This window comes from Cohnella yongneupensis, from assembly GCF_042655785.1.
Lineage (GTDB): Bacteria > Bacillota > Bacilli > Paenibacillales > Paenibacillaceae > Cohnella > Cohnella yongneupensis.
Window position 1 is genome coordinate 514,865 of sequence record NZ_JBHSNC010000057.1, and the last position, 26,068, is coordinate 540,932.

30 protein-coding genes are annotated in these 26,068 nt (G+C 52.2%); all 30 read left to right on the forward strand.

What is annotated here, in order from left to right; all coding sequences use genetic code 11:
* Positions 1–82 precede the first annotated feature (82 nt).
* The 30 genes from flgG to ACFPQ4_RS23985 all read left to right on the forward strand — a co-directional run bounded on the left by flgG (position 83) and on the right by ACFPQ4_RS23985 (position 26,067).
* Positions 83–904: a flagellar basal body rod protein FlgG gene (gene flgG, locus ACFPQ4_RS23840; RefSeq protein WP_378114422.1), complete on the forward strand. Its 822-nt coding sequence runs from the start codon at positions 83–85 to the stop codon at positions 902–904.
* A gap of 58 nt (positions 905–962) precedes the next feature.
* On the forward strand, positions 963–1,196 hold the full coding sequence (locus ACFPQ4_RS23845; RefSeq protein ID WP_378114423.1) for a flagellar FlbD family protein: 234 nt from the start codon (positions 963–965) through the stop codon (positions 1,194–1,196).
* Positions 1,193–1,678, forward strand: coding sequence for a flagellar basal body-associated FliL family protein (locus ACFPQ4_RS23850; RefSeq protein ID WP_378114424.1), 486 nt, complete (start codon positions 1,193–1,195; stop codon positions 1,676–1,678). Before ACFPQ4_RS23845 ends, ACFPQ4_RS23850 begins: the two co-directional genes overlap by 4 nt.
* Before the next feature lie 39 nt (positions 1,679–1,717).
* Positions 1,718–2,719: a flagellar motor switch protein FliM gene (gene fliM / locus ACFPQ4_RS23855; protein WP_378114425.1), complete on the forward strand. Its 1,002-nt coding sequence runs from the start codon at positions 1,718–1,720 to the stop codon at positions 2,717–2,719.
* A complete protein-coding gene (gene fliY, locus ACFPQ4_RS23860) occupies positions 2,709–3,950 on the forward strand; it encodes a flagellar motor switch phosphatase FliY (RefSeq protein WP_378114426.1) in 1,242 nt (413 codons plus the stop codon). Before fliM ends, fliY begins: the two co-directional genes overlap by 11 nt.
* Before the next feature lie 21 nt (positions 3,951–3,971).
* A complete protein-coding gene (locus ACFPQ4_RS23865) occupies positions 3,972–4,334 on the forward strand; it encodes a response regulator (RefSeq protein ID WP_378114427.1) in 363 nt (120 codons plus the stop codon).
* Positions 4,335–4,355: 21 nt separating this feature from the next.
* Positions 4,356–4,889 carry a flagellar biosynthetic protein FliO gene (locus ACFPQ4_RS23870; RefSeq protein ID WP_378114428.1) on the forward strand — a complete coding sequence of 178 codons (534 nt, stop codon included), beginning with the start codon at positions 4,356–4,358 and terminating at the stop codon, positions 4,887–4,889.
* On the forward strand, positions 4,889–5,638 hold the full coding sequence (fliP, locus tag ACFPQ4_RS23875) for a flagellar type III secretion system pore protein FliP (protein ID WP_378114429.1): 750 nt from the start codon (positions 4,889–4,891) through the stop codon (positions 5,636–5,638). Before ACFPQ4_RS23870 ends, fliP begins: the two co-directional genes overlap by 1 nt.
* A 33-nt stretch (positions 5,639–5,671) precedes the next feature.
* Positions 5,672–5,941, forward strand: a complete 270-nt coding sequence (fliQ, locus tag ACFPQ4_RS23880) for a flagellar biosynthesis protein FliQ (protein ID WP_378114430.1) — start codon at positions 5,672–5,674, stop codon at positions 5,939–5,941.
* Positions 5,942–5,947: 6 nt separating this feature from the next.
* Positions 5,948–6,730: a flagellar biosynthetic protein FliR gene (gene fliR, locus ACFPQ4_RS23885; protein ID WP_378114431.1), complete on the forward strand. Its 783-nt coding sequence runs from the start codon at positions 5,948–5,950 to the stop codon at positions 6,728–6,730.
* Positions 6,731–6,754: 24 nt separating this feature from the next.
* The gene (flhB, locus tag ACFPQ4_RS23890; RefSeq protein WP_378114432.1) at positions 6,755–7,849 is read left to right on the forward strand and encodes a flagellar biosynthesis protein FlhB; all 1,095 of its coding nucleotides are present in this window, start codon (positions 6,755–6,757) and stop codon (positions 7,847–7,849) included.
* 334 nt (positions 7,850–8,183) lie between these two features.
* Positions 8,184–10,217 carry a flagellar biosynthesis protein FlhA gene (flhA, locus tag ACFPQ4_RS23895; RefSeq protein ID WP_378114433.1) on the forward strand — a complete coding sequence of 678 codons (2,034 nt, stop codon included), beginning with the start codon at positions 8,184–8,186 and terminating at the stop codon, positions 10,215–10,217.
* On the forward strand, positions 10,214–11,644 hold the full coding sequence (flhF, locus tag ACFPQ4_RS23900) for a flagellar biosynthesis protein FlhF (RefSeq protein ID WP_378114435.1): 1,431 nt from the start codon (positions 10,214–10,216) through the stop codon (positions 11,642–11,644). The genes flhA and flhF overlap by 4 nt, the downstream gene beginning before the upstream one ends.
* A complete protein-coding gene (locus ACFPQ4_RS23905) occupies positions 11,637–12,500 on the forward strand; it encodes a MinD/ParA family protein (protein ID WP_378114436.1) in 864 nt (287 codons plus the stop codon). Before flhF ends, ACFPQ4_RS23905 begins: the two co-directional genes overlap by 8 nt.
* 64 nt (positions 12,501–12,564) lie before the next feature.
* A complete protein-coding gene (locus ACFPQ4_RS23910; RefSeq protein WP_378114437.1) occupies positions 12,565–14,055 on the forward strand; it encodes a chemotaxis protein CheB in 1,491 nt (496 codons plus the stop codon).
* 42 nt (positions 14,056–14,097) lie between these two features.
* Positions 14,098–16,167 carry a chemotaxis protein CheW gene (locus ACFPQ4_RS23915; RefSeq protein WP_378114438.1) on the forward strand — a complete coding sequence of 690 codons (2,070 nt, stop codon included), beginning with the start codon at positions 14,098–14,100 and terminating at the stop codon, positions 16,165–16,167.
* A gap of 31 nt (positions 16,168–16,198) precedes the next feature.
* Entirely contained in the window at positions 16,199–16,660 is a 462-nt protein-coding gene (locus ACFPQ4_RS23920) for a chemotaxis protein CheW (protein ID WP_378114439.1), read from the forward strand.
* A 36-nt stretch (positions 16,661–16,696) separates the two neighbouring features.
* Positions 16,697–17,281, forward strand: a complete 585-nt coding sequence (locus ACFPQ4_RS23925) for a chemotaxis protein CheC (protein ID WP_378114530.1) — start codon at positions 16,697–16,699, stop codon at positions 17,279–17,281.
* Positions 17,281–17,775 carry a chemotaxis protein CheD gene (locus tag ACFPQ4_RS23930; RefSeq protein WP_378114440.1) on the forward strand — a complete coding sequence of 165 codons (495 nt, stop codon included), beginning with the start codon at positions 17,281–17,283 and terminating at the stop codon, positions 17,773–17,775. Before ACFPQ4_RS23925 ends, ACFPQ4_RS23930 begins: the two co-directional genes overlap by 1 nt.
* 3 nt (positions 17,776–17,778) lie before the next feature.
* Complete coding sequence (locus ACFPQ4_RS23935; protein ID WP_378114441.1) at positions 17,779–18,204, forward strand: hypothetical protein; 426 nt, start codon at positions 17,779–17,781, stop codon at positions 18,202–18,204.
* Positions 18,205–18,220: 16 nt separating this feature from the next.
* Positions 18,221–19,009 carry a FliA/WhiG family RNA polymerase sigma factor gene (locus ACFPQ4_RS23940; RefSeq protein WP_378114442.1) on the forward strand — a complete coding sequence of 263 codons (789 nt, stop codon included), beginning with the start codon at positions 18,221–18,223 and terminating at the stop codon, positions 19,007–19,009.
* A 17-nt stretch (positions 19,010–19,026) separates the two neighbouring features.
* Positions 19,027–20,439 (forward strand): DUF342 domain-containing protein, encoded by a 1,413-nt coding sequence (locus ACFPQ4_RS23945; protein WP_378114443.1) that lies wholly within the window; start codon positions 19,027–19,029, stop codon positions 20,437–20,439.
* A 52-nt stretch (positions 20,440–20,491) separates the two neighbouring features.
* Complete coding sequence (locus ACFPQ4_RS23950; protein WP_378114445.1) at positions 20,492–20,815, forward strand: hypothetical protein; 324 nt, start codon at positions 20,492–20,494, stop codon at positions 20,813–20,815.
* 27 nt (positions 20,816–20,842) lie between these two features.
* Entirely contained in the window at positions 20,843–21,433 is a 591-nt protein-coding gene (locus ACFPQ4_RS23955) for a hypothetical protein (protein WP_378114446.1), read from the forward strand.
* Positions 21,426–22,019, forward strand: coding sequence for a hypothetical protein (locus ACFPQ4_RS23960; protein WP_378114447.1), 594 nt, complete (start codon positions 21,426–21,428; stop codon positions 22,017–22,019). Before ACFPQ4_RS23955 ends, ACFPQ4_RS23960 begins: the two co-directional genes overlap by 8 nt.
* A 201-nt stretch (positions 22,020–22,220) precedes the next feature.
* A complete protein-coding gene (gene rpsB / locus ACFPQ4_RS23965; RefSeq protein ID WP_378114448.1) occupies positions 22,221–22,919 on the forward strand; it encodes a 30S ribosomal protein S2 in 699 nt (232 codons plus the stop codon).
* 137 nt (positions 22,920–23,056) lie between these two features.
* Complete coding sequence (gene tsf / locus ACFPQ4_RS23970) at positions 23,057–23,707, forward strand: translation elongation factor Ts (RefSeq protein WP_378114449.1); 651 nt, start codon at positions 23,057–23,059, stop codon at positions 23,705–23,707.
* A 196-nt stretch (positions 23,708–23,903) separates the two neighbouring features.
* On the forward strand, positions 23,904–24,632 hold the full coding sequence (gene pyrH / locus ACFPQ4_RS23975) for a UMP kinase (protein ID WP_378114450.1): 729 nt from the start codon (positions 23,904–23,906) through the stop codon (positions 24,630–24,632).
* Entirely contained in the window at positions 24,632–25,186 is a 555-nt protein-coding gene (frr, locus tag ACFPQ4_RS23980; RefSeq protein WP_378114451.1) for a ribosome recycling factor, read from the forward strand. The genes pyrH and frr overlap by 1 nt, the downstream gene beginning before the upstream one ends.
* 86 nt (positions 25,187–25,272) lie before the next feature.
* Positions 25,273–26,067: an isoprenyl transferase gene (locus ACFPQ4_RS23985; protein ID WP_378114452.1), complete on the forward strand. Its 795-nt coding sequence runs from the start codon at positions 25,273–25,275 to the stop codon at positions 26,065–26,067.
* Position 26,068 lies beyond the last annotated feature (1 nt).

Here is a 26,068-nt window from a genome sequence, read left to right on the forward strand (position 1 = left end):
GCTGGTCCTAATTTAAGGAAGCCCTAGGCCGTGGACCGATTGAAGCGGCCTTATACCAAACCATTCGGGAGGTAGGCAATTCATGTTACGTTCTATGTATTCTGGTGTATCCGGTATGCGCGGTTTCCAAGCGAAGCTCGACGTAATCGGCAATAACATCGCAAACGTCAATACGGTCGGCTTCAAAACCGGTCGCGTTATGTTTAAAGATATTTTGAGTCAATCGATGTCCGGCGTTACTGCACCGGTCGAGGGTACGACGGGCGGCGTTAACGCCAAGCAAGTCGGTCTAGGCGTTTCGGTCGCATCCATCGACACCGTTCACACGGCGGGCAGCGCGATGACGACTAACGTACAGACGGATTTGCGGATCGACGGCGACGGATTCTTCGTCGTAAGTCCATCCGAAGACGGCCCTAAGTACCTGACGCGCGCGGGTAACTTCACGATTGACGCGAACCGCCAATTGGTTAACTCCGACGGCATGTTCGTAATGTCCGCCGACGATGGCGGCCCAATTACGCTGGACGAAAGCGTAACGGCATTTTCCATCGGGCAAGACGGCACGATTATCGCCGTAGACCAAGACGGCATCGCGACGCCAACCGATTTCAAAATCGGCGTAGCTAAAGTCGTTAACCCGGGCGGTCTTGAGAAAGTCGGAGGCAACCTTTACCGGGTAACTCCGAACGCTAACCCAGGTGGCGAGCTTGTCGTAGGTTCCGCAGCCGATCTGGAGACGGGTACCGGCGCGATCATCTCCGGACAGCTCGAAATGTCTAACGTCGACTTGACGAACGAGTTCACCGAAATGATCGTCGCGCAACGTGGTTTCCAAGCGAACTCCCGCATCATCACTACGTCTGACGAGATTTTGCAAGAAGTTGTTAACCTCAAACGGTAATTGATCTTCTGTCCAGGGAGAGCTAAGCTCTCCCCCGACAGTTTGGAGGGCCTAGGTTATGATTCTCGTAACGCGGCTAAATGGCACAAAGCTTCACCTGAACGCTCTATTGATCGAGACGGTAGAAGAAATGCCCGACACGCTAATCACGCTTACTACAGGCAAGAAGTACATTGTCACCGAAAATTCTTCGGACGTAATCCGGGCCATCCGGCATTACTTGCGCAGCATTGGCGTGTTAGCGGCGATAACAAGCAAAGCGGACACGCAATCGGAGGGAGCTTCGTCATGAAAAAATTGTTGCCTTGGCTCGTATCGCTACTACTGGCGATTACACTTATCGCTATCGCCGGAATCTACTTCTGGTCTACGTTGGACAGCAAGGATAAGTCCACGGATCCTAACCAACAGGCGAAGGATAGTGTAGAGCACGTACAAGCCGAACCGCCGATTTCTGCGGATGAAATGGTTAAAGTTACTTCCGAATTAACCGATATCAAGACGAATTTGTCAGATCCCGATTACGTCGTTATTATCAGCTTCGCGTTTACGTTCGATAGCGAGGACGCGAAGGAAGAGTTCGACAAGATCAAGGATATCAAGATCAAACCGCTCGTTAATCGCGCACTCTGGGTTATGAGCCCGGACGACATGAACGGTACGAAAGGCAAAGACTCGCTAACAGCCGGCTTAATTAACTCGGTCAACAACGTGCTTGCAGAAGGCAAGTTGACCAAAGTTGAAATTACGGATTTCGTAATCACGCCGATCTAATAGGTAACAGGATGCCATCGACAGAAAGGGGTGAGAGGTTTGGTTGATGTTCTGTCGCAAAATGAGATAGACGCGTTGCTAGCCGCGCTCTCTTCGGGAGAGATGGATGCGGAAGAGCTCAAAAAAGAGGATACGCAGAAAAAAGTACGCGCCTACGACTTTAAACGCGCGATGCGCTTTTCCAAAGATCATCTTCGCAGCTTAACGCGTATTCATGAAAATTTTGCGCGATTTTTGACAACGTATTTCTCGGCTCAACTACGAACATTCGTGCAAATTAACGTTGTTCAGGTAGAGCAGCTTCCTTACGATGAATTCATCCGCTCCATCCCGAAGATGACCGTGCTTAATATTTTCGAAGCGGAGCCGCTAGAAGGGCGCATGGTGCTGGAAGTTCATCCGAACGTCGCGTTCGCGATGCTCGACAGGCTATTGGGCGGTGCAGGTTCTGCTCCTTCGAAGATCGGTAGTCTAACGGAGATCGAGACGATCATCATGGAGAAGATTTTCAGCCGGGCTTTCGAGAGCTTGCAAGAAGCGTGGCGTACGATCATCGATTTGCAGCCTCGTTTGGAAGCGCTCGAGACGAACCCGCAATTCATGCAGATCGTATCGCCGAACGAGACGATTGCACTCATCTCATTAAGCACGAAGATCGGCGATACGACGGGGATGATCAACTTATGTATCCCCCACATCGTTATCGAGCCGATAATGCCAAGATTGTCCGTGCATCATTGGTTCGTCAGTCAGAAAAAGTCGCGCGCCCCCGAAGAACAGCAATTGCTGGAGCAACGGGTTAGCAAAGCGAAGCTGCCGATTATCGCCGAACTCGGGAACTCCCGCATTTCGGTCCGAGAGTTTTTGAGTCTCGGCGTCGGGGATGTCATAGCGCTTCATAAGTCGACAGAAGAAGGCCTTGAAGTGAAGGTTGGAGATAAAGTGAAGTTTATCGCCAGCCCGGGCACGGTACGAGATAAGATGGCGATTCAGATTGACGAGATCGTCAGCGAAGGAGTGGAAGAGATCAATGACGAGTAAAGATTATTTGTCCCAAGAAGAAATCGACGCGCTGCTGCGCCAATCGTCCGGCGGGAGCGACGATAGTCCCGCTTTCGATAGCAACGGTGCTTCGGGCCCTATAATGATCGACGATTACTTGACGCCGCTCGAGCAAGATGCCTTGGGAGAGATCGGCAACATTACTTTCGGAAGTGCGGCTACTGCGCTTTCCACGCTGCTTGGCCGCAAAGTCGACATAACGACGCCGACCGTATCCGCAATCGCAAGAGAGCAATTCGAGTCGGAGTTTCCGAGACCTCACGTCGCGGTTCATGTAAGATACGTGGACGGCTTCGAAGGTATCAACTCGTTAGTCATCAAATCCCATGACGCGCAAGTGATCGCGGATTTGATGCTCGGCGGCGACGGAAACGTAACTTCCGAGGAGCTAAACGAAATACACATTAGCGCCGTGCAGGAAGCGATGAACCAGATGATGGGTTCTTCCGCAACCTCGATGTCGACGATCTTTAACCGGCTTGTGAACATTTCGCCGCCGGGTATCGATATAATGGACGTGCCCAACAATTCGGGCGTAAGCAATCTTCCGCTCGAAGAAGTGTACGTCAAAATCTCGTTCCGATTGAAAATCGGCGACCTGATCGATTCCTCCATTATGCAATTGCTAGCGGTTCCATTCGCTAAGGAGCTCGTTCGCTCGCTAATGGGCGGAAGCGAGCCGGCAGCGCCGCCGCAACCGGCAGTTGTGCAAGCAGCGCCCGCACAGCCCGCATACGTGGCGCCACCAGCGCCGCCGCAACAAGCTCCAGTATACGCCCAAGCGCCGCCTCCGGTGCATCAGGCGCCGCCTATGGCCGCTCAACCGCCAAACTATATGCCGCCGATGCCTGCATATCCGCAGACGTTAGGCACGCAAACTAACCGGAATGTGAACGTAAATCCAGTCCAGTTCGCGAACTTCCAAGGCGGAGGATACGCGCAAGCGGACGAGACGAATCTCAACTTGTTGCTCGATATTCCTCTGAAGGTGACGGTCGAGCTCGGTCGCACGCAGAAACAGATCAAGGAAATTTTGGAACTGTCCCAGGGTTCGATCATCGAGCTGGACAAGCTTGCCGGCGAACCTGTAGACATCCTAGTAAACAACAAATTGATTGCCAAAGGCGAAGTTGTCGTTATCGACGAAAACTTCGGCGTACGTGTAACCGATATCGTCAGCCAATGGGATCGCGTCCAAAAAATCCAATAAGCACACCGGGAGGAAATTGAAATGGCAAACCGCATTTTAATCGTAGACGACGCAGCATTCATGCGCATGATGATTCGTGACATTTTGACGAAGAATGGATATGAAGTAGTTGGGGAAGCACAAGACGGATCGCAGGCAATCGAGAAATTCAAAGAATTGCATCCGGATTTGATTACGATGGACATTACGATGCCTGAAATGGACGGCATTACCGCGCTTAAAGAAATCCGCAAGCTCGACGCGAACGCAAAAGTCATCATGTGTTCCGCAATGGGTCAACAAGCGATGGTTATCGACGCGATCCAAGCCGGCGCCAAAGACTTCATTGTAAAGCCGTTCCAAGCTGACCGCGTCATCGAAGCGATCAAGAAAACATTGGGTTAAAGTCAGGAGCGTTGAACATCGATGCGTGAAAATCGTCTGTCCGAAGGTTTCCAGTCTGCGGGCTCATCATGGGATTTAATCTGGGTGTTGTTCGTTCTGGGCATCATCGTCGGGCTGATCGTTCTATCGCTGAGATTTCTTGCGAAACGCAATCGCGGGTGGTGGATGAACCGCTCGCTTCGTTCGCTCGGAGGGTTGACGTTAGGCACGAACAAGTCGATGCAGATCGTCGAGTGGAACGGACGGATCTACGTGCTAGGTATAGGAGACGACGTCACGCTGCTGGATTCGATCACCGATACAGATACGGTGGCCTCAATGCTCGCAGAACACGATACCTCTGAGCTCGCGAAGGGGAATCCGCTGCCCGCATGGCTGCGCAAATTCAGTGGGCGCAACAATGCGCAAGGCGAACAAGACCATGGGCCGTCAGCGAACGACTCGAATAGCTTCGAGAAGTCGCTTGAAAGCCGTCTCCGCCAGTTGACGGAGAGAAGGCAGCGAGTGGAGCAGCTGATGGAAGAACGCCGCGCCGAAGATCGGACGGATGAGTAATGAACAAAAAACTGCTATACAGTTTCTTTGCTTTAATGGCGGTATTTCTCGTTGCAGGGAGCACCGCTTACGCCGAAGGCTCGATCATTCAGATCTCAACGGGCGGCACAGACGGGGAAGTCGGAGCATCGGCTTTATCTCTCATGCTGCTTATCACGGTACTTAGTTTAGCGCCTGCTATTCTTGTGTTGATGACAAGCTTTACTCGGATCGTCATCGTGCTCGGCTTCGTGCGCACGTCGCTCGGAACGCAGCAGATGCCTCCGAACCAAGTGTTGATCGGGCTAGCTCTCTTTTTGACGCTGTTCATTATGGCGCCGACGTTCTCGCAAGTGAACGAACAAGCGTTGCAGCCGTATCTCAAACATGAGATCACGCAAACCGAAGCCTTGAATAAGGCAGCCGATCCGATGAAAGCATTCATGTATAAGCATACCCGACCTAAGGACTTGCTCTTGTTCATGGATTACACGAAAACGGAGAAACCAGAAACCTATAAGGATATTCCGATAACGGTACTCGTTCCCGCTTACGCGATCAGCGAGCTTAAGACGGCCTTCCAGATGGGATTCATGATCTTCGTGCCCTTCCTCATCATCGACATGGTTGTCGCGAGTACGCTAATGGCGATGGGGATGATGATGCTTCCGCCCGTTATGATTTCGTTGCCGTTCAAAATCTTGCTCTTCGTGCTCGTCGACGGTTGGTATCTGATCGTGAAGTCGCTGTTGACTAGTTTTAGCGCTTGATAGGCGTCGAGATCATCTCTTAGGAGGGAAATGATGAGCACTGAATTCGTGATCGGACTTGCCGGACAAGCGTTATATACCGTATTGAAAATAAGCGCCCCGATGCTTATGATCGGGTTGATCGTCGGTTTGCTCGTCAGTATTTTTCAGGCGACGACGCAAATCCAAGAACAGACGCTTGCTTTCGTACCCAAAATCGTCGCCGTTTTCGTAGCGATACTGGTATTCGGACCATGGATGTTGAACACCATGATCGATTTCACCAGCAATCTGCTCGGAAACTTGGCGAGCTACATTGGGTGATGCCTAATGGATCTTATCATGCAGGCATTTCCTGCCTTTCTGCTCGTTCTTTGTCGAATTTCAGCGTTTTTTGTAGTCGCGCCGATCTTTTCATCCCGAATGTTTCCGCGGACACTCAAAATCGGATTAGCCTTCTTCGTATCGCTAATTGTGTTCCTGACGATTGGCTTTGATACGAATATCGTGGCGAACGGCGATTTTATACTCGCGATATTCCGCGAGGTGTTTGCTGGACTCATCATAGGCTACGTAACCTATTTGTTTTTCACGATCGTGCAAATTTCCGGGTCGCTGATGGATATGCAAATGGGATTCGGAATAGCCAATATCGTTGATCCGATATCAGGTGTTTCAGCTCCGATAATAGGCAACTTCAAGTATATGTTGATGACGCTCGTTTTCTTTTCGATTAACGGCCATCACTACTTGTTAAAGGCGATCATGAGCAGCTACGAGTGGCTGCCGCTCGATAATAAACTGTTCAAAGTTTATTACGGCGGCAACATCACCGAATTTTTGACGCGAACGTTCGCGGACACGTTCATGCTTGCGTTGCAAATTTCCGCACCGATCGTCGTCGCCATGTTTTTGACGGATTTCGGTCTTGCGTTGCTGACCAGATCGGCACCTCAATATAACGTCTTCGTTATCGGCGTTCCAATCAAAATTTTAGTCGGCCTAGCGATGCTGATCCTGCTATTACCGGGCTTCGGCACGTTATTCCAAATCATTTTCGACCACATGTTCGCCGCGCTCGAAAAGCTTTTCGTAATCATGAAAGCAACATAGGGACTTAGCAAGGAGGAAGAGGACATGCACCGTTATCGCCTAAGGATGAATTTGCAGCTGTTCGCGGGCGAGAAGACGGAAAAAGCAACCCCCAAGAAACGGGGCGAAAGCCGGAAGAAGGGGCAAGTTGCCAAGTCCGCAGAGATTCCAAGCTCTTTGATCTTGTTAGGGGTCGTATGTTGTTTTATCGTGTTCGGGCCGTACTTTCAGAAGCAAATCACAGGCATGTTCAGCGATATCTTCATGTATCGCTTAGACATGAAGATTACGGAAGATAACGTCTTGGGGCTGTTACAATACTATTTACTTGAGATAGTCAAGTTTTTGGCTCCGATCTTCCTGGTCGTTTTACTTATCATTTTCGCGGCTTATTATATTCAGATGGGTTGGCTAGTTACGTTTGAGCCGCTGAAACCGAATCTAGGTAAGCTTAATCCTCTTAAAGGTTTAAAGAACATGTTCGGAATGCGAACAGTCGTCGAGTTTGTCAAAAGCTCTCTGAAGCTAGGTGTAATCAGCATTGCAGTGTTCAGCATCATTTGGTCGGAGAAAAACCGGTTTTTGGAACTGGCTGCGATGCCGATTCCGGATATTTTTGGCTTCGTAGCGGGGTTAACGATCCGTCTGGGCATTTTCGTGGCAGCGCTCTTGTTCATCCTAGCCATCGCGGATTATATGTACCAGAAGTACGAGTTCGAGAAAAATCTTAAAATGAGTAAGCAAGACATTAAAGACGAGCATAAAAACGCAGAGGGCGATCCGTTAATCAAAGGGAAGATCAGGGAACGTCAACGCCGCTTGGCCATTATGAGAATGATGCAGGAAGTGCCTAACGCGGACGTCATTATTACGAACCCGACCCACTTCGCGGTCGCTTTGCAATATGACGGCTCGAAGATGGACGCTCCTAAAGTAATTGCGAAAGGGCAAGACTACATCGCCCTGCGCATACGCGAAATCGCCAAGCAGCATAACGTCATTACGATGGAAAACAAGCCGCTCGCCCGCGCGCTTTACGAACGGACCGAAATCGGGGATAGCGTCCCCGGCGACCTGTTCCAAGCCGTCGCGGAAGTGCTGGCATACGTATATCGGCTTAAAGGCCGGAGGAAAGCCTAAGTACATAAGGATCTATTAGGAAAGCCGGCTCAAGTAAGCCATGAGAAGGCAATGTATAGGGATTAAGCGAAATTCGGTCGGCTCGCGAAGGGCACAGAGGGAAAGATTACGCTATTCTCGCACTAGGCGTAGAAGGAAAGGGTTGCTACGGAGAGTTTACGTCCGCCTTTATAATCGAGTTCCATCATCCAAATCCGATCTAGGGAACTTGATTATAACAGCGGCGGAGTAGCAACCCATTCCTGGCGCGCCGTCCAGAGCGAGAATGACAAGAATAGATCTTTCCCAGAGTTTCCATAAAAGCGAGAGAACGTTATGCAGGGGGTGGAGCGGCATGAAAATTCGGGACTTAAGCATTTTGGTCGGCGTCATCGGCATCGTCCTGATGATGGTCGTTCCGATTCCCAAAGGATTACTAGATATATTACTTGTCATTAATATTTCGATCGCGGTCATGATCCTGCTCATCGCCATGAACACGCAGGACGCGCTTAATTTCTCGATCTTTCCGACGTTATTGCTCATTACGACGATTTTCCGATTAGCGCTAAACATCTCTACCACTCGTTTAATCCTATCTGAAGGTAAAGCCGGGCATGTCGTTCAGACATTCGGGGAATTCGTGGCCGGCGGACAAATCGCCGTTGGTTTCGTCGTATTCCTTATCTTGGTCGTCGTGCAATTCATCGTAATTACGAAAGGCTCGGAACGCGTTGCGGAAGTAGGGGCTCGTTTTACCCTCGATGCGATGCCAGGTAAGCAAATGAGCATCGACGCGGATTTGAACGCCGGGATTATCAATGAACAACAAGCTAAAGAACGTCGCGAGAAAATCGGAAAGGAAGCGGACTTCTACGGGGCGATGGATGGCGCGAGCAAATTCGTCAAAGGGGATGCCGTAGCTTCCATCATTATCGTCTTCATTAACCTGATCGCAGGTTTCATCGTCGGTATGGCCGTTCACGGCATGGATATTAAGCAAGCACTTTCTACATACTCTATCCTTACGATCGGTGACGGTCTTGTCAGCCAAATTCCTGCGCTGTTGATCAGTACGGCAGCCGGTATTATCGTTACTAGAGCGGCTTCCGAAGGTAACCTGGCACATGATCTGACTAAGCAATTGCTAAGATATCCAAACTTGCTCTATATCGTTGCGGGCACGGTTGCATTGCTCGGTATCGCGACTCCGATCCCTTTTATGACCACGATGCCTTATGCCGCCATCCTCGCGATCGCGGGCTATCGCCTTCAAGCGAATATCAATCGGGCGAAGGAAGAAGAGGATCTGCTCGTCGAGGAGAAGCAGATCGAGGAAGTCCGAAGTCCGGAAAGCGTTATCAGCTTGTTGCAGGTCGATCCGATCGAATTCGAATTCGGATATGGACTCATCCCGCTTGCGGACACGCAGCAAGGCGGCGATTTGCTAGACCGGATCATCATGATCAGGCGCCAATGCGCGCTTGAAATGGGACTAATTGTACCGGTTATCCGAATTCGCGACAATATTCAACTAAAACCGAACGAATATATTATCAAAATGAAAGGAAATATGGTGGCTCGTGGCGAATTATTGCTACATCACTATTTGGCCATGAGTCCAGGGTTCGATGACGATTCCATTTCGGGCATCGAGACGCAGGAACCGGCGTTCGGTTTGCCGGCGCTTTGGATCGACGAAGCGATGAAAGAGAGAGCGGAGATGTCCGGTTATACGGTCGTCGATCCTCCTTCAGTCGTTGCGACCCATCTAACCGAGGTGATCAAGAAGTACGCTCACGAGCTTATCGGACGTCAAGAGACGAAGGCGCTTGTCGACAGCGTCAAAGAGACGTATCCTGCGCTTGTCGATGAACTCATTCCGTCCTATATGTCTATCGGCGACGTGCAAAAGGTATTGGCGAAGCTGCTTAAAGAGAAAATTTCGATTCGCGATCTCGTAACGATCTTCGAGACGTTGGCCGATTACGGGAAGTTTACGAAAGATCCGGATGTTTTGACGGAGTACGTACGCCAAAGCTTATCCAGGCAAATTACGCAACAATACGCGAACCCTTCGGAACCTTTGAAAGTCATTACGGTCAGTCCGTCCGTAGAGAAGAAGATCGCGGAATCGGTTCAACAGTCCGATCAAGGCAGTTACCTCGCCATGGATCCGGTATCGTCGCAGACGATCTACCAGAAGCTTACGGAACAGGTCAATCGCCAGATTCAATCCGGACTCCAACCGATCATTCTGACTTCTCCGACGATCCGGATGTATTTGCGCCAGTTGCTTGAGCGGAGTTTGCAAGATATTCCCGTCATCTCTTATAGCGAGTTAGAACCTAGCATTGAAGTGCAGAGCGTCGGGGTGGTGAACGCATGAAGGTAAAACGTTATATCGTAGAAAACTTGCCCGAAGCGGTTCAACTGATCCGCAGCGAACTTGGTTCGGACGCCGTTATTCTTAATACGAAAGAAATCCGCATCGGCGGATTTCTTGGCATGTTCCGCAAGAAACGGGTGGAAGTAACTGCGGCGATCGATGAATCCGCTAAGAAACCTCCCGCACGCAAGCCGGCTACGCCGCAATTTGCTGGACGACCGCAGGAGAGAACGGCTTCGTTTGCTAAGCCTGATACAGCAAGCGAACCTGCTGCGCTAGCCCCCGTGCTACCAGCTAACGCGGTTCGCGACAGATACGCGCAGACGACTTCGACCGATCAGGCTCGTCCGTCGTCTTTCTCCGCTCAAATGAATAACGCTTTTGCCCAAAGCCGCGAACCTAGACCGTTGGCTGAGCCGACGGACGCACAGGCGGATACGCTTGCCGCCGCGGTAAGGGTGTTGGAAGAAAGAGAAAACAAGCAAGCGCGGCAGGTTCCGGAGCCGGTTGCCGTAACGACGCCTGCCAAGACGGAGCAAGTGCAAGCCGTCGACGAATCGACCGCGCTGCTACACGAGCTGCGCTCGATGAAAGATATGATGACGAAGCTGACGAAACAACAAATGTATCGTTCGATGCCGGAGTCGGTAATGAAGTGGAGCAAACGGCTTGCGGAGCAAGGCGTGGAGCCGGCGTACGTCGAGCAGTTCGCCGAAACGGTTAACGAGCGGCTAGGCGAAAGCAACGAAGATCCTTATGCGTGTTACGAGACGGCGAAAAGCGTATTGCGGGAATGGTTGCAACCGTCCCAAAGCTTCGGCTTATCTCCAAGCGCTAGAATCGTTCAGTTCGTCGGCCCGACAGGCGTCGGCAAAACGACGACGATCGCAAAGCTGGCTGCCGAACAAGCGATTAACTACCGTCGCCAAGTCGGATTCATAACGGCGGATACGTATCGGATTGCAGCCGTCGATCAACTTCGGACTTACGCGGATATTTTGAACGTACCGCTGGAAGTCGTATTCTCTCCAAGCGAATTGACCCGAGCTTATAAGAAGCTAGACGATCGAGACCTCGTATTCATGGATACCGCCGGTCGCAACTACCGGAACGAGCTTTTCGTATCCGAAGTCAACAGCTTGCTTGCTCCAGGCGAGGAGAGCGAGACGATTCTCGTCCTCAGCATGACCCATAAATACAGCGACATGAAGCTCGTCGCCTCGCAATTCGCGAAGTACGGCATCGATCAGCTTCTGCTCACGAAGTTCGACGAGACGGACACCTTCGGTTCAGTGCTCAATCTAATCCGAGAGTTCTCGTTCCATATTTCTTATATTACTTGCGGTCAGACCGTACCAGACGACATTCGCGCCTACGATCCCGAAGAACTCGTACGCCGACTGCTGGGGGATTTCGCCCATGAATGATCAAGCGGAAGCGCTTCGTCACCTGGTGCACACCAAAAGCTCCGAAACAGTGAAGACGACCCGGATCATTACGATCACGAGCGGCAAAGGGGGCGTTGGCAAGTCCAACTTCAGCCTGAACTTCGCAATGGCATTGCAAAAACGCGGCTATAGCGTCCTCGTGTTCGATGCGGATATTAGCTTCGCGAATATCGACGTATTGCTCGGAACGCCGGCGCAATACAATCTGATTCACTTGCTCAAAGGCGAGAAGACGATATGGGAAATCATTCAGATCGGGCCGAACGGCCTTCAGTTTATTGCCGGGGGCTCGGGCTTTAAAGACTTGGTGCGGCTAAGCGAAGAACAACTCGAATACTTCGCCCTGCAGATCGGCAAGCTGAACGGCCACGTGGATTTCATCTTGTTCGATACGGGCGCAGGTCTTTCCAAGGAAACCGCGCGATTCATAGCGGTCGCCGACGAGACGATCGTAGTCACGACTCCGGAACCGACTTCGATTACCGATGCTTACGCTTTGATCAAGATGGTGAAGTTGATGGGGCATCAAATCCCGTTCCGCCTAGTCGTTAACCGCGTTATGGACGACCGGGAAGGCAAACAGACCGCCGACAATATGCGGCAGGTCGCGCAACAATATTTGGGGCTTGATTTGCCGGTGCTTGGTTTCATTCCCGACGATTCGAACGTAACGAGAGCGGTTAAACGTCAGACGCCGCTGTCGGTCGCGTTTCCCGATAGCGCGGCAACGAGAGGCATCGATAGGATCGCAGCCAGCTTCTTGTTGGAGCATACGTCGCAACCTACGCGAGGTCTTGCTGGGTTCCTTAACCGGATGAAGAAGCTTTGGAGCTAACATTCACTACGATGATCGTTTACGAGTCTCATAGCAGCTAGATTAACGGGGGGAGGGACGCTAAATGTCGGAATATAACGTTCTGATCGTGGATGATTCGCCGTTTATGCGCAAAGTGTTCAGCGACGTCGTTGACGCGGATGCTTCGTTTAATGTGCTTGCGACTGCCGGCAACGGCAAAGAAGCGGTAGAGCTTGCACTAAAGCTAAAACCGGACATTATCACGATGGATCTGGAAATGCCGCAAATGAACGGAATAGAAGCGCTTAAGCGGATTATGTCCGTACGTCCGACCCCAATCATCATGTTGTCGGCTGTCACTGACAACGGTACGAGAGACACGATTAAGGCGTTGCAATACGGAGCGTTCGACTTTATCCGAAAGCCGGACGGCGCCGTGAGGTTAGACATTCATCAAGTAGGCGAACAGTTGCTCGAGAAGCTGCATATTGCGGTATCCTCGGTAAGCGCCGGCGCGTTAAGAATGCTACCCGCGGTCGAGGAGAAGGCAGAAGCGCCGCCTAAGAAGGAATTGCCCAAACAACCGTCTGCTCCGTCATTGCTGCATTCGGCGCCAACCGAGGATCAGACGACCGTCGCCAAACAAATCGTGCACAAAGACCCGCCTGTAAACGACATAGTCAAAAGAGCAACCGTAAACCTGCCGAAGACGCCTTTGCCTACGATCGAATGGCGAGCGCCGAAGCCGCCAACTGCGAAATCGCCGGCGGATAAACAGGCTCCGGCACAAAAACAGCCTGACGCAGTCAAGGAAAGCGGCTCGGCAAGGTTAAACGGCAATTTGACTCTCGCCGGTAAGGAACAGGTTGTGCTGCCGGAGGCGAAACGCGCGGCGGAGACGACGGCCAAGAAGCAGGTCGAGCCGGCTATGCCACCTCCGGCAATCGAGGAAGTGACGCTCCCGCCTTCGCGCTCCGCAGGGAAGAAGCGAAGTACATCGGGAGCATTCAGCCAAATCGTCGTAATCGGAACGTCTACCGGCGGTCCGCGTGCGTTGCATGAAGTGTTAACCGGCATACCCGCGGGTTTCCCGGCTCCGATCCTCATCGTGCAGCATATGCCGCCGAAGTTCACCCATTCGCTGGCGCAGCGTCTTGACTCTTTTTGCAACATACATGTGCGAGAAGCGTCGGACGGAGAGGTCGTCGAGAACGCAACGGCTTATATCGCGCCCGGCGGCTATCACATGTCGCTCGCCAAGGACGCAAGAGGCGGCTACAAAATCCGCCTATCGGAAGAGCCTCCGCGAAGCGGTCACCGGCCATCCGTCGACGTACTGTTCGAATCGCTCGTGAGTCACGTCGGGTTGAAACGGCACGCGGTGTTGATGACCGGAATGGGCAGCGACGGAGCGAAGGGCATGAAGGCGCTTCAAGCTAGCGGCGTTCTAACGACGATCGCCGAAGCCGAAGAGACATGCGTCGTATACGGCATGCCGCGTTCCGCGATCGAGCTCGGCGCCGCATCGCACGTTTTGCCGCTTCAATCGATCGCGTCTGCTCTCGTAAGGGAAGTACAAGCTCGCAAAACATAAATATGCACCCGTAAGCTCAGCAAACCAGGAGGTGTCCGTCCCGTGGAAATGAATCAGTATTTATCCATCTTCATCGATGAGGCGAACGATCATCTGCAATCGTTAAATGAAAATATGCTTCGGCTCGAGCAACAACCGGAGGATGTTAGCATCGTTCAAGTTATTTTCCGTTCGGCGCATACGCTTAAAGGGATGTCCGCCACGATGGAGTTTAAGGATCTCGCTTCGTTGACGCACGAAATGGAAAACGTGCTTGATCTCGTGCGCAACGGCAAACTCAGCATGAACGGAAATATCTTCGATACGTTGTTCAAATGCTTGGATGAATTGGAAGCGATGGTTCAGGACGTCATTGACGGCGGAACGGGAAGCGGCGACGTAACGGAGCTAGTGGAACGGTTGAAGTCGATCGTTAAAGGCGATTTTGGCGCTGGCGCACCCGCTAAAACGGGAGCGGCAAAAGCCGCGACGCCTTCTTCTTTGATGCTCGATCAATATCAATTGTCCGTGCTTAACCAATCGCTAGATGGCGGTCACCAGGCGTACTACATCGAAGTAAAGGTCCGCGAGGATTGTTTGCTGAAGGCGGCTAGAGCTTACATGGTGTTCGACGTTCTCGAGCGCAACGGGGAAGTCGTCAAGGCTCATCCTTCGGTGCAGGAGATCGAGCAAGAGCAATTCGATCGCAGCTTCGCGGTCTATTATATTTCGCAAGTGGATGAAAGCGTATTGAGAGACGGTGTCTCCCGCGTGTCCGAGATCGAATCCGTATCGATCGCGCCGGTAGATCGGGGCATGTTGTCGGATATGGGTCGCGCATCGCAGGATACGGCATCGGCTGCAGCCGAAGTAATCGCGGCTCAGACGCAAGTCGCGGCAGCAACTGTAGCTGGCCCCGTCGCTGAGCCAAGCGCTCCGCGAGCCGCTCCGCAGTCGGGTAACGTAGCAGGCAGCGCGGCTCCGCGCACGATTCGCGTCGATATCGACCGGTTGGACTCTCTCATGAATTTATTCAGCGAATTGCTGATCGATAGAGTCCGCCTGGAGCAGCTCGCATCCGAAGTGCGCCGCAACGATTTGACGGAGACGGTCGAGCATATGGCGCGAGTGAGCGCGGATTTGCAAAATATCGTGCTTAAGCTGCGCATGGTCCCGGTCGAGAGCGTATTCAACCGCTTTCCGAGGATGGTACGGGATTTGGCGAAGACGCTGGACAAGAAAGTCGACCTTGTTATAACGGGTGCAGAGACGGAGCTGGACCGTACGGTCATCGACGAGATCGGCGACCCGCTCGTGCATCTGATCCGCAACGCGGTCGATCACGGCATCGAGTCGATATCCGATCGCGTCAAAGCAGGCAAACCCGAGATTGGCGTCGTACACTTGCGCGCGTTCCATAGCGGCAACCACGTTTTCATCGAGATCGAAGAAGACGGCAAAGGCATCAATCGTCCGAAAGTACTCGAAACTGCGATTAAACGCGGCGTAGTAACGGCCGAGGACGCTAAGAAGCTGACCGACGACGAAGTGAATATGCTTATATTCGCCGCAGGTTTCAGCACCGCGGATAAAGTATCCGATATTTCCGGCCGCGGCGTCGGCCTCGATGTTGTAAAGTCGAAGATTACTTCGCTCGGCGGTCACGTTTCCGTAACTTCCAAGCTGGGATCCGGCACGAAGTTCTCCATTCAACTGCCGCTGACCCTATCGATTATCGCGGCTATGCTGATCAAGTTAGGTTCGGAGAAGTACGCATTTCCGTTATCCTCCATCGTGGAGACCGGCTCGGTCAAAAAGTCGAGCATTCGCTCCGTGCATGGCACGCCGATGATCGACTACCGCAATGCGATTATCCCGATCGTCTCGTTGTCCTCGCTAGTAGAATCTACCGATTACAGCGAAGAGGAAGAAGAAGAGACGGAAATCATCGTCATTCGCAAAGCGGACAAGCTGGCCGCCGTTATGGTGGATGAATTCATCGGCCAGAGCGAGATCGTACTGAAGCCGCTCGGCAAGTATTTAAGCAGTTCCGTAGGCTTAGTCTCCGGCGCTACTATACTCGGAGACGGCCAAGTAGCTCTTATTATCGATCCTAACGCTCTTATTAAGTAAATATACCGGACTCTATAGGGAGGTTTCATCCATGGCAGAGGAAATGAAGATCATCGTGTTCACTTTGGCGCATGAAGAGTACGGCATCGAGGTTGACAAGGTTCGCACGATCGAACGTTTAATGCCGATTACCCGCGTACCTAAAACCCCTGATTTCGTCAAAGGCGTAATCAATTTGCGCGGCGTCGTCATTCCGGTAATCGATCTTCGCGGAAGATTCAGCTTGCCTGAGTCCGAGCTGGGAGACAACTCCCGGATCATTATCGTCGCGGCTAACGATTTGGAAGTCGGCTTCATCGTCGACTCCGCGAACGACGTCATTGACCTGATGAGCGACGCGATCGAGAACCCGCCGGAAGTCGTTGGCGGCATCAAAGCGAAATATTTGAGCGGCGTTGCCAAAATCGGCGATAATCGTCTGCTTATCTTGCTCAATCTGTCGGAAGTGCTCAATCGCGGAGAGATCATTCAGCTCGAGCAGTTTGGAGAATAAGCCGTGAACCTGTTCAATAGCAACTCGGATTTCAAGATGGACGTTCTCCGGGAAGTCGGCAATATAGGGGCAGGCAATGCTGCAACCGCGCTCTCGCTGCTGCTCGACAAGCCGGTAGACATGGCGGTTCCGACGGTTAGCTTGCTTCCCTTCGAAGCGATCGCGGAGCGGGTCGGCGGCACGGAAGCCGTCGTCATCGCCATCTTCCTGCGCGTCGAGGGCGATGCACCCGGCAATATGTTTTTCATTATTAACCGGGAACCGGCAAGGCGAATTTTGCAAGGGTTGCTTGGATTTGAAGCTGCCGAGAACGACGATTACAGCGAATTGGAGCTATCCGCTCTTAGTGAGATCGGCAACATTTTGGCTGGCTCGTACTTGTCCTCGCTTGCGGACTTCACGGGCTTGCATATGTCGCCGACTGTACCTTCGCTCGCGGTCGATATGGCGGGAGCGATTCTAAGCTACGGCATGCTTCAATTCGGCACGATGGGCGATGACGCTCTGCTGATCGATACGACATTCCTGGAGGGACAACAAGAAGCGGAAGGCCATTTCTTCCTCATACCTGATCCGGAATCGTTCGACAAGCTGTTTCGTGCGTTGGGAGTGCCGATCTAATGATAGAGGTTGTACTCATCAAGGTTGGGATGGCGGACTTGAATATCGCCGAGAACGGCGCGCTTCTTAGAACGACCGGTCTTGGATCTTGCGTTGGCTTAACGTTATACGATACGCAGCTTAAGCTCGCGGGGATGGCGCACATTATGCTTCCCACGTCCGAAATCGCGCGTGAAGGGCAGTTGAATATCGCGAAGTATGCCGACACGGCCGTACCGGAACTGATCGAACGGCTCAAGAACAAAGGTTCCGTCGTGTCTCGTCTAGTAGCTAAGATGGCCGGCGGTGCCCAGATGTTCGCCTTCGCCGGCGGGTCTGATACGATGCGGATCGGTCCGCGGAACGTCGAAGCGACGAAGCTGGCGCTCACGCAATTCGGCATTCCGCTAATCGCGGAAGATACCGGCGGCAATTACGGCCGCACGGTGGAATTGGACAGCCAAACCGGCATATTCAACATCCGGAGCGTGCAGTTCGGAGTAAAGGAGATTTAATCGATGATAGGTTCCTGGCGCTTAAATGTCGGATTTGGCGCATTCGGCGCATTGTTAACCTTGATGTTCTCGTTTTCCAGCAATCCGCTTGGTACGACGCTTGTGCGAGGCTTTTACGCCTTTATCACTTTTGCCATAATCGCGTTCGTCATTAGGCTTGTGTTAGGACAGCTGCTTCAGCCAGCCCATAAGCCGGAGGAGCCAATCTCTAGCTTGCAGGACGTGGTAGATGCGGATCGCGGAGTCAATCTCGATATGGTTACCCCTAACGAAGAGGATCAATTGACGGAAATGATGAAAGAACGTTGGGCGGACGGCAAAGGCGAGGAGCCAGCTTTTCAGCCGCTCGTACCCAAGCGGTTGGTGTCGCTTGACAATCCCAATCCGGAGGAAGTGGTTCAGGCGATACGTCGCCTGACGGACGAATAAGGATGGTGAAGCAAGTATGGTCGAGCAAACACGCTCTAAATTATCGCATCATGGGCTTTGGCTCAGATGGAAAGAAGAAGAAGATTCGGAAGCGCGCAAGTTACTGATCGAACAATACTTGCCGCTGGTCGATTATGTGTCAAGCCGCATGGCGGTAGGATTGCCGAAGAATGTAACCAAAGACGACTTGGCGAGCAACGGAGCCATGGGATTGATCGATGCTATCGAAAAGTTCGATTATACGCGAGGTCTCCAATTCGAGACCTATGCTTCTTGGAGAATTCGCGGTGCCATTCTTGACGGTTTGCGTCAAGGAGATTGGGTGCCCAGGTCCGTACGCGATAAAGCGAAAAAAATGGAGGATGCATATGCCGTTTTGGAGCAAAAGCATTTACGCTCCGCTACGGATGATGAGATATGCGCCTATTTGAATATAAGCGATCGGGAGTTTCAACAAATGTTGCAGGAAGTCGCGGTAGCGGCGGTCTGTTCCTTGGAGGATCCGATCCGCGAAGAAGAATCCGAGACGAGACTGTCTTTGCTCGTAGACGACAAAGCGATCAACCCCGAATATACGGTCCATGAAACCTATCTTAAGGATTCGCTCGTCTACGGCATTCAGAAGCTAACGGAAAAAGAAAGAACCGTTGTTTCCTTATTCTATTACGATGATCTTTCCTTAAGCGAAATTGCGGAAGTCATGTGTTTATCGCCATCCCGGATCTCTCAGCTTCATTCCAAGGCGATTCTTAGGTTAAGAGGCGCTTTAGCTAAACAGAAGGAACAGCTGTTACATAACGGTTAATGAGGAGGGAGAACCCATTGCCTGAAAACGAGACGCAATCACTAGAAGACAGTCTGCAGGTAACGATAAGCGAGGATAAGCTGCAAGCACATCTCGTCTTTCGGCGCGTTGAAGGAAATTTGTCGCTGACGGTAAAGGATTTGGAGCAGTTCTTAAGCGCTCGCGGCATCCGCTTTGGCGTTCAGTCGGATACGCTATATCTGATTTCGCAAAAACCGCAGGAATTTTTCTTCACCCAAAACATCGTCGCGGTAGGTACAGCTCCTAAAAACGGCAAAGACGGTTTCATCCGTTACTTGTTCGATTCCAACGATCAGGGAAGAGGTCCGGCGGAAAGAGAAGACGGCAGCGTCGATTACAAGGATTTAAAGCAGCTCGCGAACGTCAAAGCCGGGCAATTGATTGCCGAACGCATCCCATCCGAGCCAGGCGTTCCCGGCAAAGCTGTCACCGGCGAAGATATCGCGCCGAAAGACGGGAAGGACGCGCTGTTCAAGATCGGCAAAAACGTCGTCGTCAATCCGGAGAAGACGGGCATGTATGCGGCGATCGACGGACTCGTGACGAAGACGGACAAAGAGAAGCTTAACGTTTTCCCGGTATTCGAAGTTAACGGGGACGTCGACTATAAAGTCGGCAATATCGATTTCGTCGGCACGGTCGTTATCCGGGGCAATATTTTAACCGGCTTCCGCGTTAAAGCGTCCGGCGATATCCGCGTAACCGGCGGAATCGAGGGCGCCGAAGTCGAATCCGACGGCTCGATCGAAATCGTAGGCGGCATAATCGGAAGCAACAAAGGCCACGTAAAAGCGGGGCGAAACGTACGTTGCTCGTTCATTCAAGAAGGCAACGTATACGCGGGCGAAGACGTCTTCGTGTCGCAGAGCATTATGCATTCCAACGTGCGCGCAGGACGTTGGGTGAATTGCACCGGATCGAAGGGCCTTATCGTCGGCGGACTCGTGCAAGCGGGCGATCGCGTGACGGCTCGGATGATCGGCAACTCCATGTCTACCGCCACTTCTATCGAAGTCGGCGTAAGACCGGAACTTCGTCAAGAGCTAAGCGAACTGAGGACGACGATCAAGCAATTGGTAGACAGCATCGACAAATCGGAGAAGGCGTTGGCGCTTATTGACCAATTGGCATCGACGAGCCAGCTGTCTCCGGATAAGCTCGCGCTTCGCGTTAAGCTATCGGCAACGAAGCGACAGACTAACGAAGAGCTTAAAGCGGCCAAAGAACGCATACTAGAGATCGAGAAGACGCTCGAAGATGCTTCCACGGCGCGGGTAGACTCCACGCACACGTTGTTCGGCGGCACGAAAATCGTAATCGGACGTTACACGCGTTTCGTTAAAGATAGTTCGCAAAGGGTATCGTTCCGGTTCATGGATGGCGATATCGTCATGGTTCCCTTCTACTAAGCATCCACGATCTGATTCACGGCAATGATATTCGGAGAAGAGGCGGGCTGCCATGAGTTACAAGCCTATCGACATTCAAACTTCGTTGCCGCGTACGATCGAGTTGACTCCGCTGGCGCAACAGCACCAGCAAAGAGCGGTGAACGAGCAGACGGCCCTGGGCCAGCAATCCGTCAAACATGCCGAGCAGGAGTCGAAGCGGAGCCAAAAGACGGAATCGTCGGCCAAAGGGTCGATCAACGATCGCGAAGCTCGCGAACGCGGCAAACGATCCGGATCGGCAAAACCGCGCAAGCCCGACGAACAAGAGCCGGAAGCGAGCGCCAAATCATCGGCGCATCCGTATAAAGGCAAACATATCGATTTCATGGGCTGACCGCACAGCAGAAGAGGGGTTGTTCAATTGACGCAAAGTCCGTGGTTAAGCATCGTACTGTTAGGCGTAGCGATTACGGGGTACGCATGGATGATGCCGAAGCAGGCGAGCAAAGATAAAGGCTCGGAATTTCAAAGCGAGGCTGCTTACGAGCAATTGCTTGAAGATCTGGAAGCCGAAAATCGCGAGTTGGTCGACGCCGTCGCCAAGTTCAAGCGCGAGCAAGACGATACGGTAGACCGGCTTAGCCGCAGAATCGTAGATATGGAGCATCAAATGAAGCTGTGGTCGTTGCAAGCGCAGGCTGCGACGGTACAGGCTGCCGCTACGATGCTTGTCCAGCCTTCCGTTGCCGCGCCATCGAGCGATTCGGAGAAGTCCGCTATCGTAGATTCGGACATCGTTCAAGCTCCTATCGTGCAGACGCCGTTCATTGAGCCTGAAGCAGATCCGATCGTAATCCCGCCGAGTTCGATCAGGGGCAGATACCCGGAACTGCTGGAACTTCATGATAGAGGCCGATCGGTCGAGCAAATCGCCAAAGCGATGAACATGAACAAAGGCGAAGTGCAATTGATTTTGCAGCTCGTGCGCAGAGAGGAAGAGCAGCATGCGTAAATATCGGAGCTGGCTTATGGGACTCGGCATCGGGCTCATCGTGGGCGCTTCGATGCTGCAATTGATACTTGCGGCGAAGGACCAAGCCGGCAATAAATCGGGAATGCCGTTAACGCGAGCGCAATTAGAGGAAGAAGCGAGCAAAGCCGGCTTCGTCGTCTATTCCGCGAACGAGAAAGTATATACCGAAGATGAGCTTCAGGCGAAGCTGGATGAAGCTAAGAAGGCTACGGAGCAACCGGCCGCTACGCCAACAGCGTCGCAGGAAGCACCTTCTACTGATAATGCGAATACCACGCAACAACAGGATCAGACCGGAACGAAAGCTCCGGAGGCTACGCCATCGGCTTCTCCGAGCGCGCCGCCTGCGGAAGATCCGGTTGCCGTCACGTTATACGTTCGTCCAGGGATGAATCTTACCGAAGTTGCCAACAAACTCGAAGAGCTTGGCGTTGTCGAGGACGCAAAGGATTTTATCGATAAATGCTGGTCCATCTCCAAAGACTTGGAGGTCGGGACCGCCGTCTTTACCGGAAAACCGACGTATCGTGATATTATGACTGAACTTACCCGCAGAAAGCCTTAACGATGCGGGTATTTTTTTTGCCTTTTTCGAACATCTCCATTGCACCTAGGCTCGCAATATGCTATATTATTTTTCGGTGTAAAAAACACACGCTTTTCAATTTCGTCAACGGTGCTTATTTTGCAAATTGCAAATGAGTTTTGGCGGAAAACGCGAGAAGCGGCGGAGATTCACCACAAACCACTAGGAGGTGCAGGAAAGATGGCAGTAATTTCCATGAAACAACTGCTTGAAGCAGGGGTACATTTCGGTCACCAAACACGTCGTTGGAACCCGAAGATGGACAAATACATCTTTACCGAGCGTAACGGGATTTACATTATTGACCTGCAAAAAACGGTTAAGAAAGTCGACGAGGCTTACAACTTCGTACGCCAGCTCGCTGAGCAAGGCGGAACGATGCTGTTCGTCGGAACGAAGAAACAAGCTCAAGATTCCGTTAAGGAAGAAGCTGAGCGCAGCGGACAATACTACATCAACCAACGTTGGTTGGGTGGTACGCTGACGAACTTCTCCACGATCCAAAAACGTACCGATCGTTTGCACTTGCTCACGAAATGGGAAAACGATGGAACGTTCGAAGTGTTGCCGAAGAAAGAAGTCATCATTCTCCGCAAAGAGAAAGAGCGTCTTGAGAAGTTCCTCGGCGGCATCAAGAACATGCGCAAACTTCCTGACGCGCTGTTCATCATCGACCCGCGCAAAGAGCGCATCGCTGTAGCGGAAGCTCGCAAGCTCGGTATTCCAATCGTAGGTATCGTCGATACGAACTGCGATCCGGATGAAATCGATTATGTTATCCCAGGTAACGATGACGCGATCCGCGCTGTTAAGCTGCTTACGGCTAAAATGGCTGACGCAATCGTAGAATCCCGCCAAGGCGAAGAAACGACGGCTTAATTGCCTCGTTTATCCATAAGCACACGAAAGGGTGGTCAGAAGAGAACCTTCTCACCGCCCTTTTTGTAAAAACAGAACATAAGAACGTTAGCCCAGCAGGCTGAGCCTAAAGGGATATAAATGAGGAGGATGCTAAGATGGCTATCAATGCAGCTGATGTAAAAACGCTACGCGAAAGAACGGGAGCAGGCATGCTCGATTGCAAAAAAGCGTTGGAGGAAGCGAACGGGGATCTGACGAAAGCCGCTGAGCTTCTTCGCGAGAAAGGCCTTTCCGCAGCAGCCAAAAAAGGCGACCGCGTCGCTACGGAAGGCACTGTTGAATCCTACATTCATGGCGGCGGACGCATCGGCGTTCTCGTCGAAATCAACTGCGAGACGGACTTCGTAGGTAAAACCGAGCAATTCAAATCGTTCGCTCGCGACATCGCGATGCACATCGCAGCAGCTAATCCTAAGTTCTTGGGCCGCGAAGAAGTATCCCAAGCCGAGCTTGACAAAGAGAAAGAAATTCTTCGTAACCAAGCGCTTAACGAAGGCAAGCCTGAGAAAATCGTCGACAAAATGGTTGAAGGCCGTATGAACAAATTCTATGAGGAAAACTGCCTCATGGAGCAAGCTTTCGTTAAAGATCCGGACAAGACGATCACGCAGCTCCTGAACGAAAAAGTTGCCACGATCGGCGAGAAAATTTCGATCCGTCGCTTCGCTCGCTTCGAGCTTGGCGAAGGTCTCGAGAAAAAAGTAGACAACTTCGTCGAGGAAGTTATGGCTCAGGCGAAACTATAAGGAAACCAAGCATAATCGTTTGCCGTCATCCATAGGTGGAAGGCGGCATAACGTTTATGTCGGAGGTATCGGAGAAGCAGGAGTCGATCGAAAACGCTAACTTATCCGATACTACGAAAGTAGGGAACACGCGGTGTTCCCTCTTTTTTGAGCGAGCGCAAGGAAAGATATTACAGAAGACACGATGGAGGTACAAATGGAGCGTCCCGTATATAAACGCGTGGTATTAAAGGTGAGCGGCGAATCGCTATCCGGCAACAACGGATACGGTATCGAAGCGTCGACCATCCTGTCGATCGCCGAACAAGTGAAGGAAGTCGTCGAGCTTGGCGTAGAAGTGGCTATCGTATGCGGAGGCGGCAACATCTGGCGCGGCATCGCCGGCAGCCAGAAGGGGATCGATCGCGCTACGGCCGACTATATGGGCATGCTGGCTACGGTCATGAATTCCCTCGCCCTGCAAGATGCGCTTGAACAGATCGACGTGCCTACGCGGGTGCAAACTTCCATCGCCATGCAACAAATCGCAGAACCTTACATTCGCCGCAGAGCGATCCGTCATTTGGAAAAAGGCCGCGTCGTTATCTTCGCAGCCGGCACGGGCAATCCGTTCTTCTCCACCGACACGACCGCAGCGTTACGCGCGGCCGAGATCGAAGCGGAAATCATTCTGATGGCGAAGAACAAAGTAGACGGCGTCTACAGCGCCGATCCTTTCAAAGATTCAAGCGCGGAGAAGTTCGATCAATTGACGTACATGGACGTGCTTGCCAAAAACCTTGGCGTCATGGATTCAACCGCATCTTCGCTCTGTATGGACAACAATATCCCGCTTCTCGTGTTTGCGATAACCGAGAAAGGAAACATTAAGCGTGCCATCCTCGGTGAGAAGATCGGCACCATTGTGAAGGGGAGTCTCGACTAATGCCTCAAGCGATTAAGAAAAACGCCGAAGACCGCATGGAAAAAGCGCTAGGCGCGCTGAAACGCGATTTGCAGACGCTTCGCGCAGGACGCGCGTCGGCTGCGATGCTGGATAGAGTGGAAGCCGATTATTACGGCACGCCGACGCCGATCAACCAGATGGGCTCGATCAGCACGCCGGATTCCCGTACGCTGATCATTCAGCCATGGGACAAAAGCGCTTTGGCGCTTATCGAGAAGGCGATCTTGAAATCGGATCTCGGCCTTTCGCCGGCGAACGACGGAACAATCATTCGACTCAATATCCCGCCGCTAACGCAAGAGCGCCGCGCCGATCTCGCCAAATCGACGAAGAAATTCGGAGAAGAAGCGAAAGTCGCGATCCGCAACATTCGCCGCGATGCGAACGACGACATCAAGAAGAAGGAAAAGGGCGATATTTCGGAAGACGAATCTCGTCGCCATCAAGAAGACGTACAGAAAATCACGGACCGTTACGTCGCCGAGGTGGACAAAATTTTGCTCGCCAAAGAGAAAGAGATCATGGAAGTGTAAATCGATTCCGTCTAACCCCTCCGACAGGTGGGGTTTATTCTCTTTTGTTCACGAGCAGAATCAAAGCGCTCTTAGGAGGAAAAACGATGGGCAGCTTCATCAAGTGGCTCCGAAAGCTTCGAAATGGCGATTCAGCATCGAAAGGTATCGTTTCGGCCGAGGCGAACAGCGCCCCGATCGGAGACAATATCCCGCAGCATGTCGCCATCATCATGGACGGCAACGGCCGCTGGGCGAAAGCGCGCGGACTTCCGCGGATCGCAGGACATCATAACGGTATGAAAGCCGTCAAGACGGTGACGAAAGCTGCCGACCGCATTGGCGTGAAAGTGTTGACCTTATACGCTTTTTCCACGGAGAACTGGAAACGTCCTAAAGCGGAAGTCGAATTCCTGATGAAGCTGCCGCAGGAGTTTCTATCGCTCGAGCTGGGCGAGCTTATCGAGAACAACGTGCAAGTTCGCATGATGGGCAAGCGCGAGCTGTTGCCGAGTTATACGGTAGCCGCGCTTGAGGAAGCCGTGCGTCGTACGAAGGACAATACCGGCCTTATTCTTAATTTCGCGCTTAATTACGGCAGTCGGGATGAGATGGTCGAAGCGTCGCGCGAGCTTGCCCGTCAAGCTGCTTCGGGGCAATTGGATCCCGAGGCGATCGACGAGGCGATGTTCTCAAGCAAGCTGCTGTCGGACGGTCTGCCCGATCCGGATTTGCTTATCCGTACGAGCGGCGAGCTAAGGCTAAGCAACTTCATGCTCTGGCAATTGGCGTACAGCGAATTTTGGTTCACGGACGTCTATTGGCCGTCATTCGGCGAGGAGCAACTATTCGAAGCGATACGCGAGTATCAGCGGCGGGCGCGCCGCTACGGGGGGCTATAAC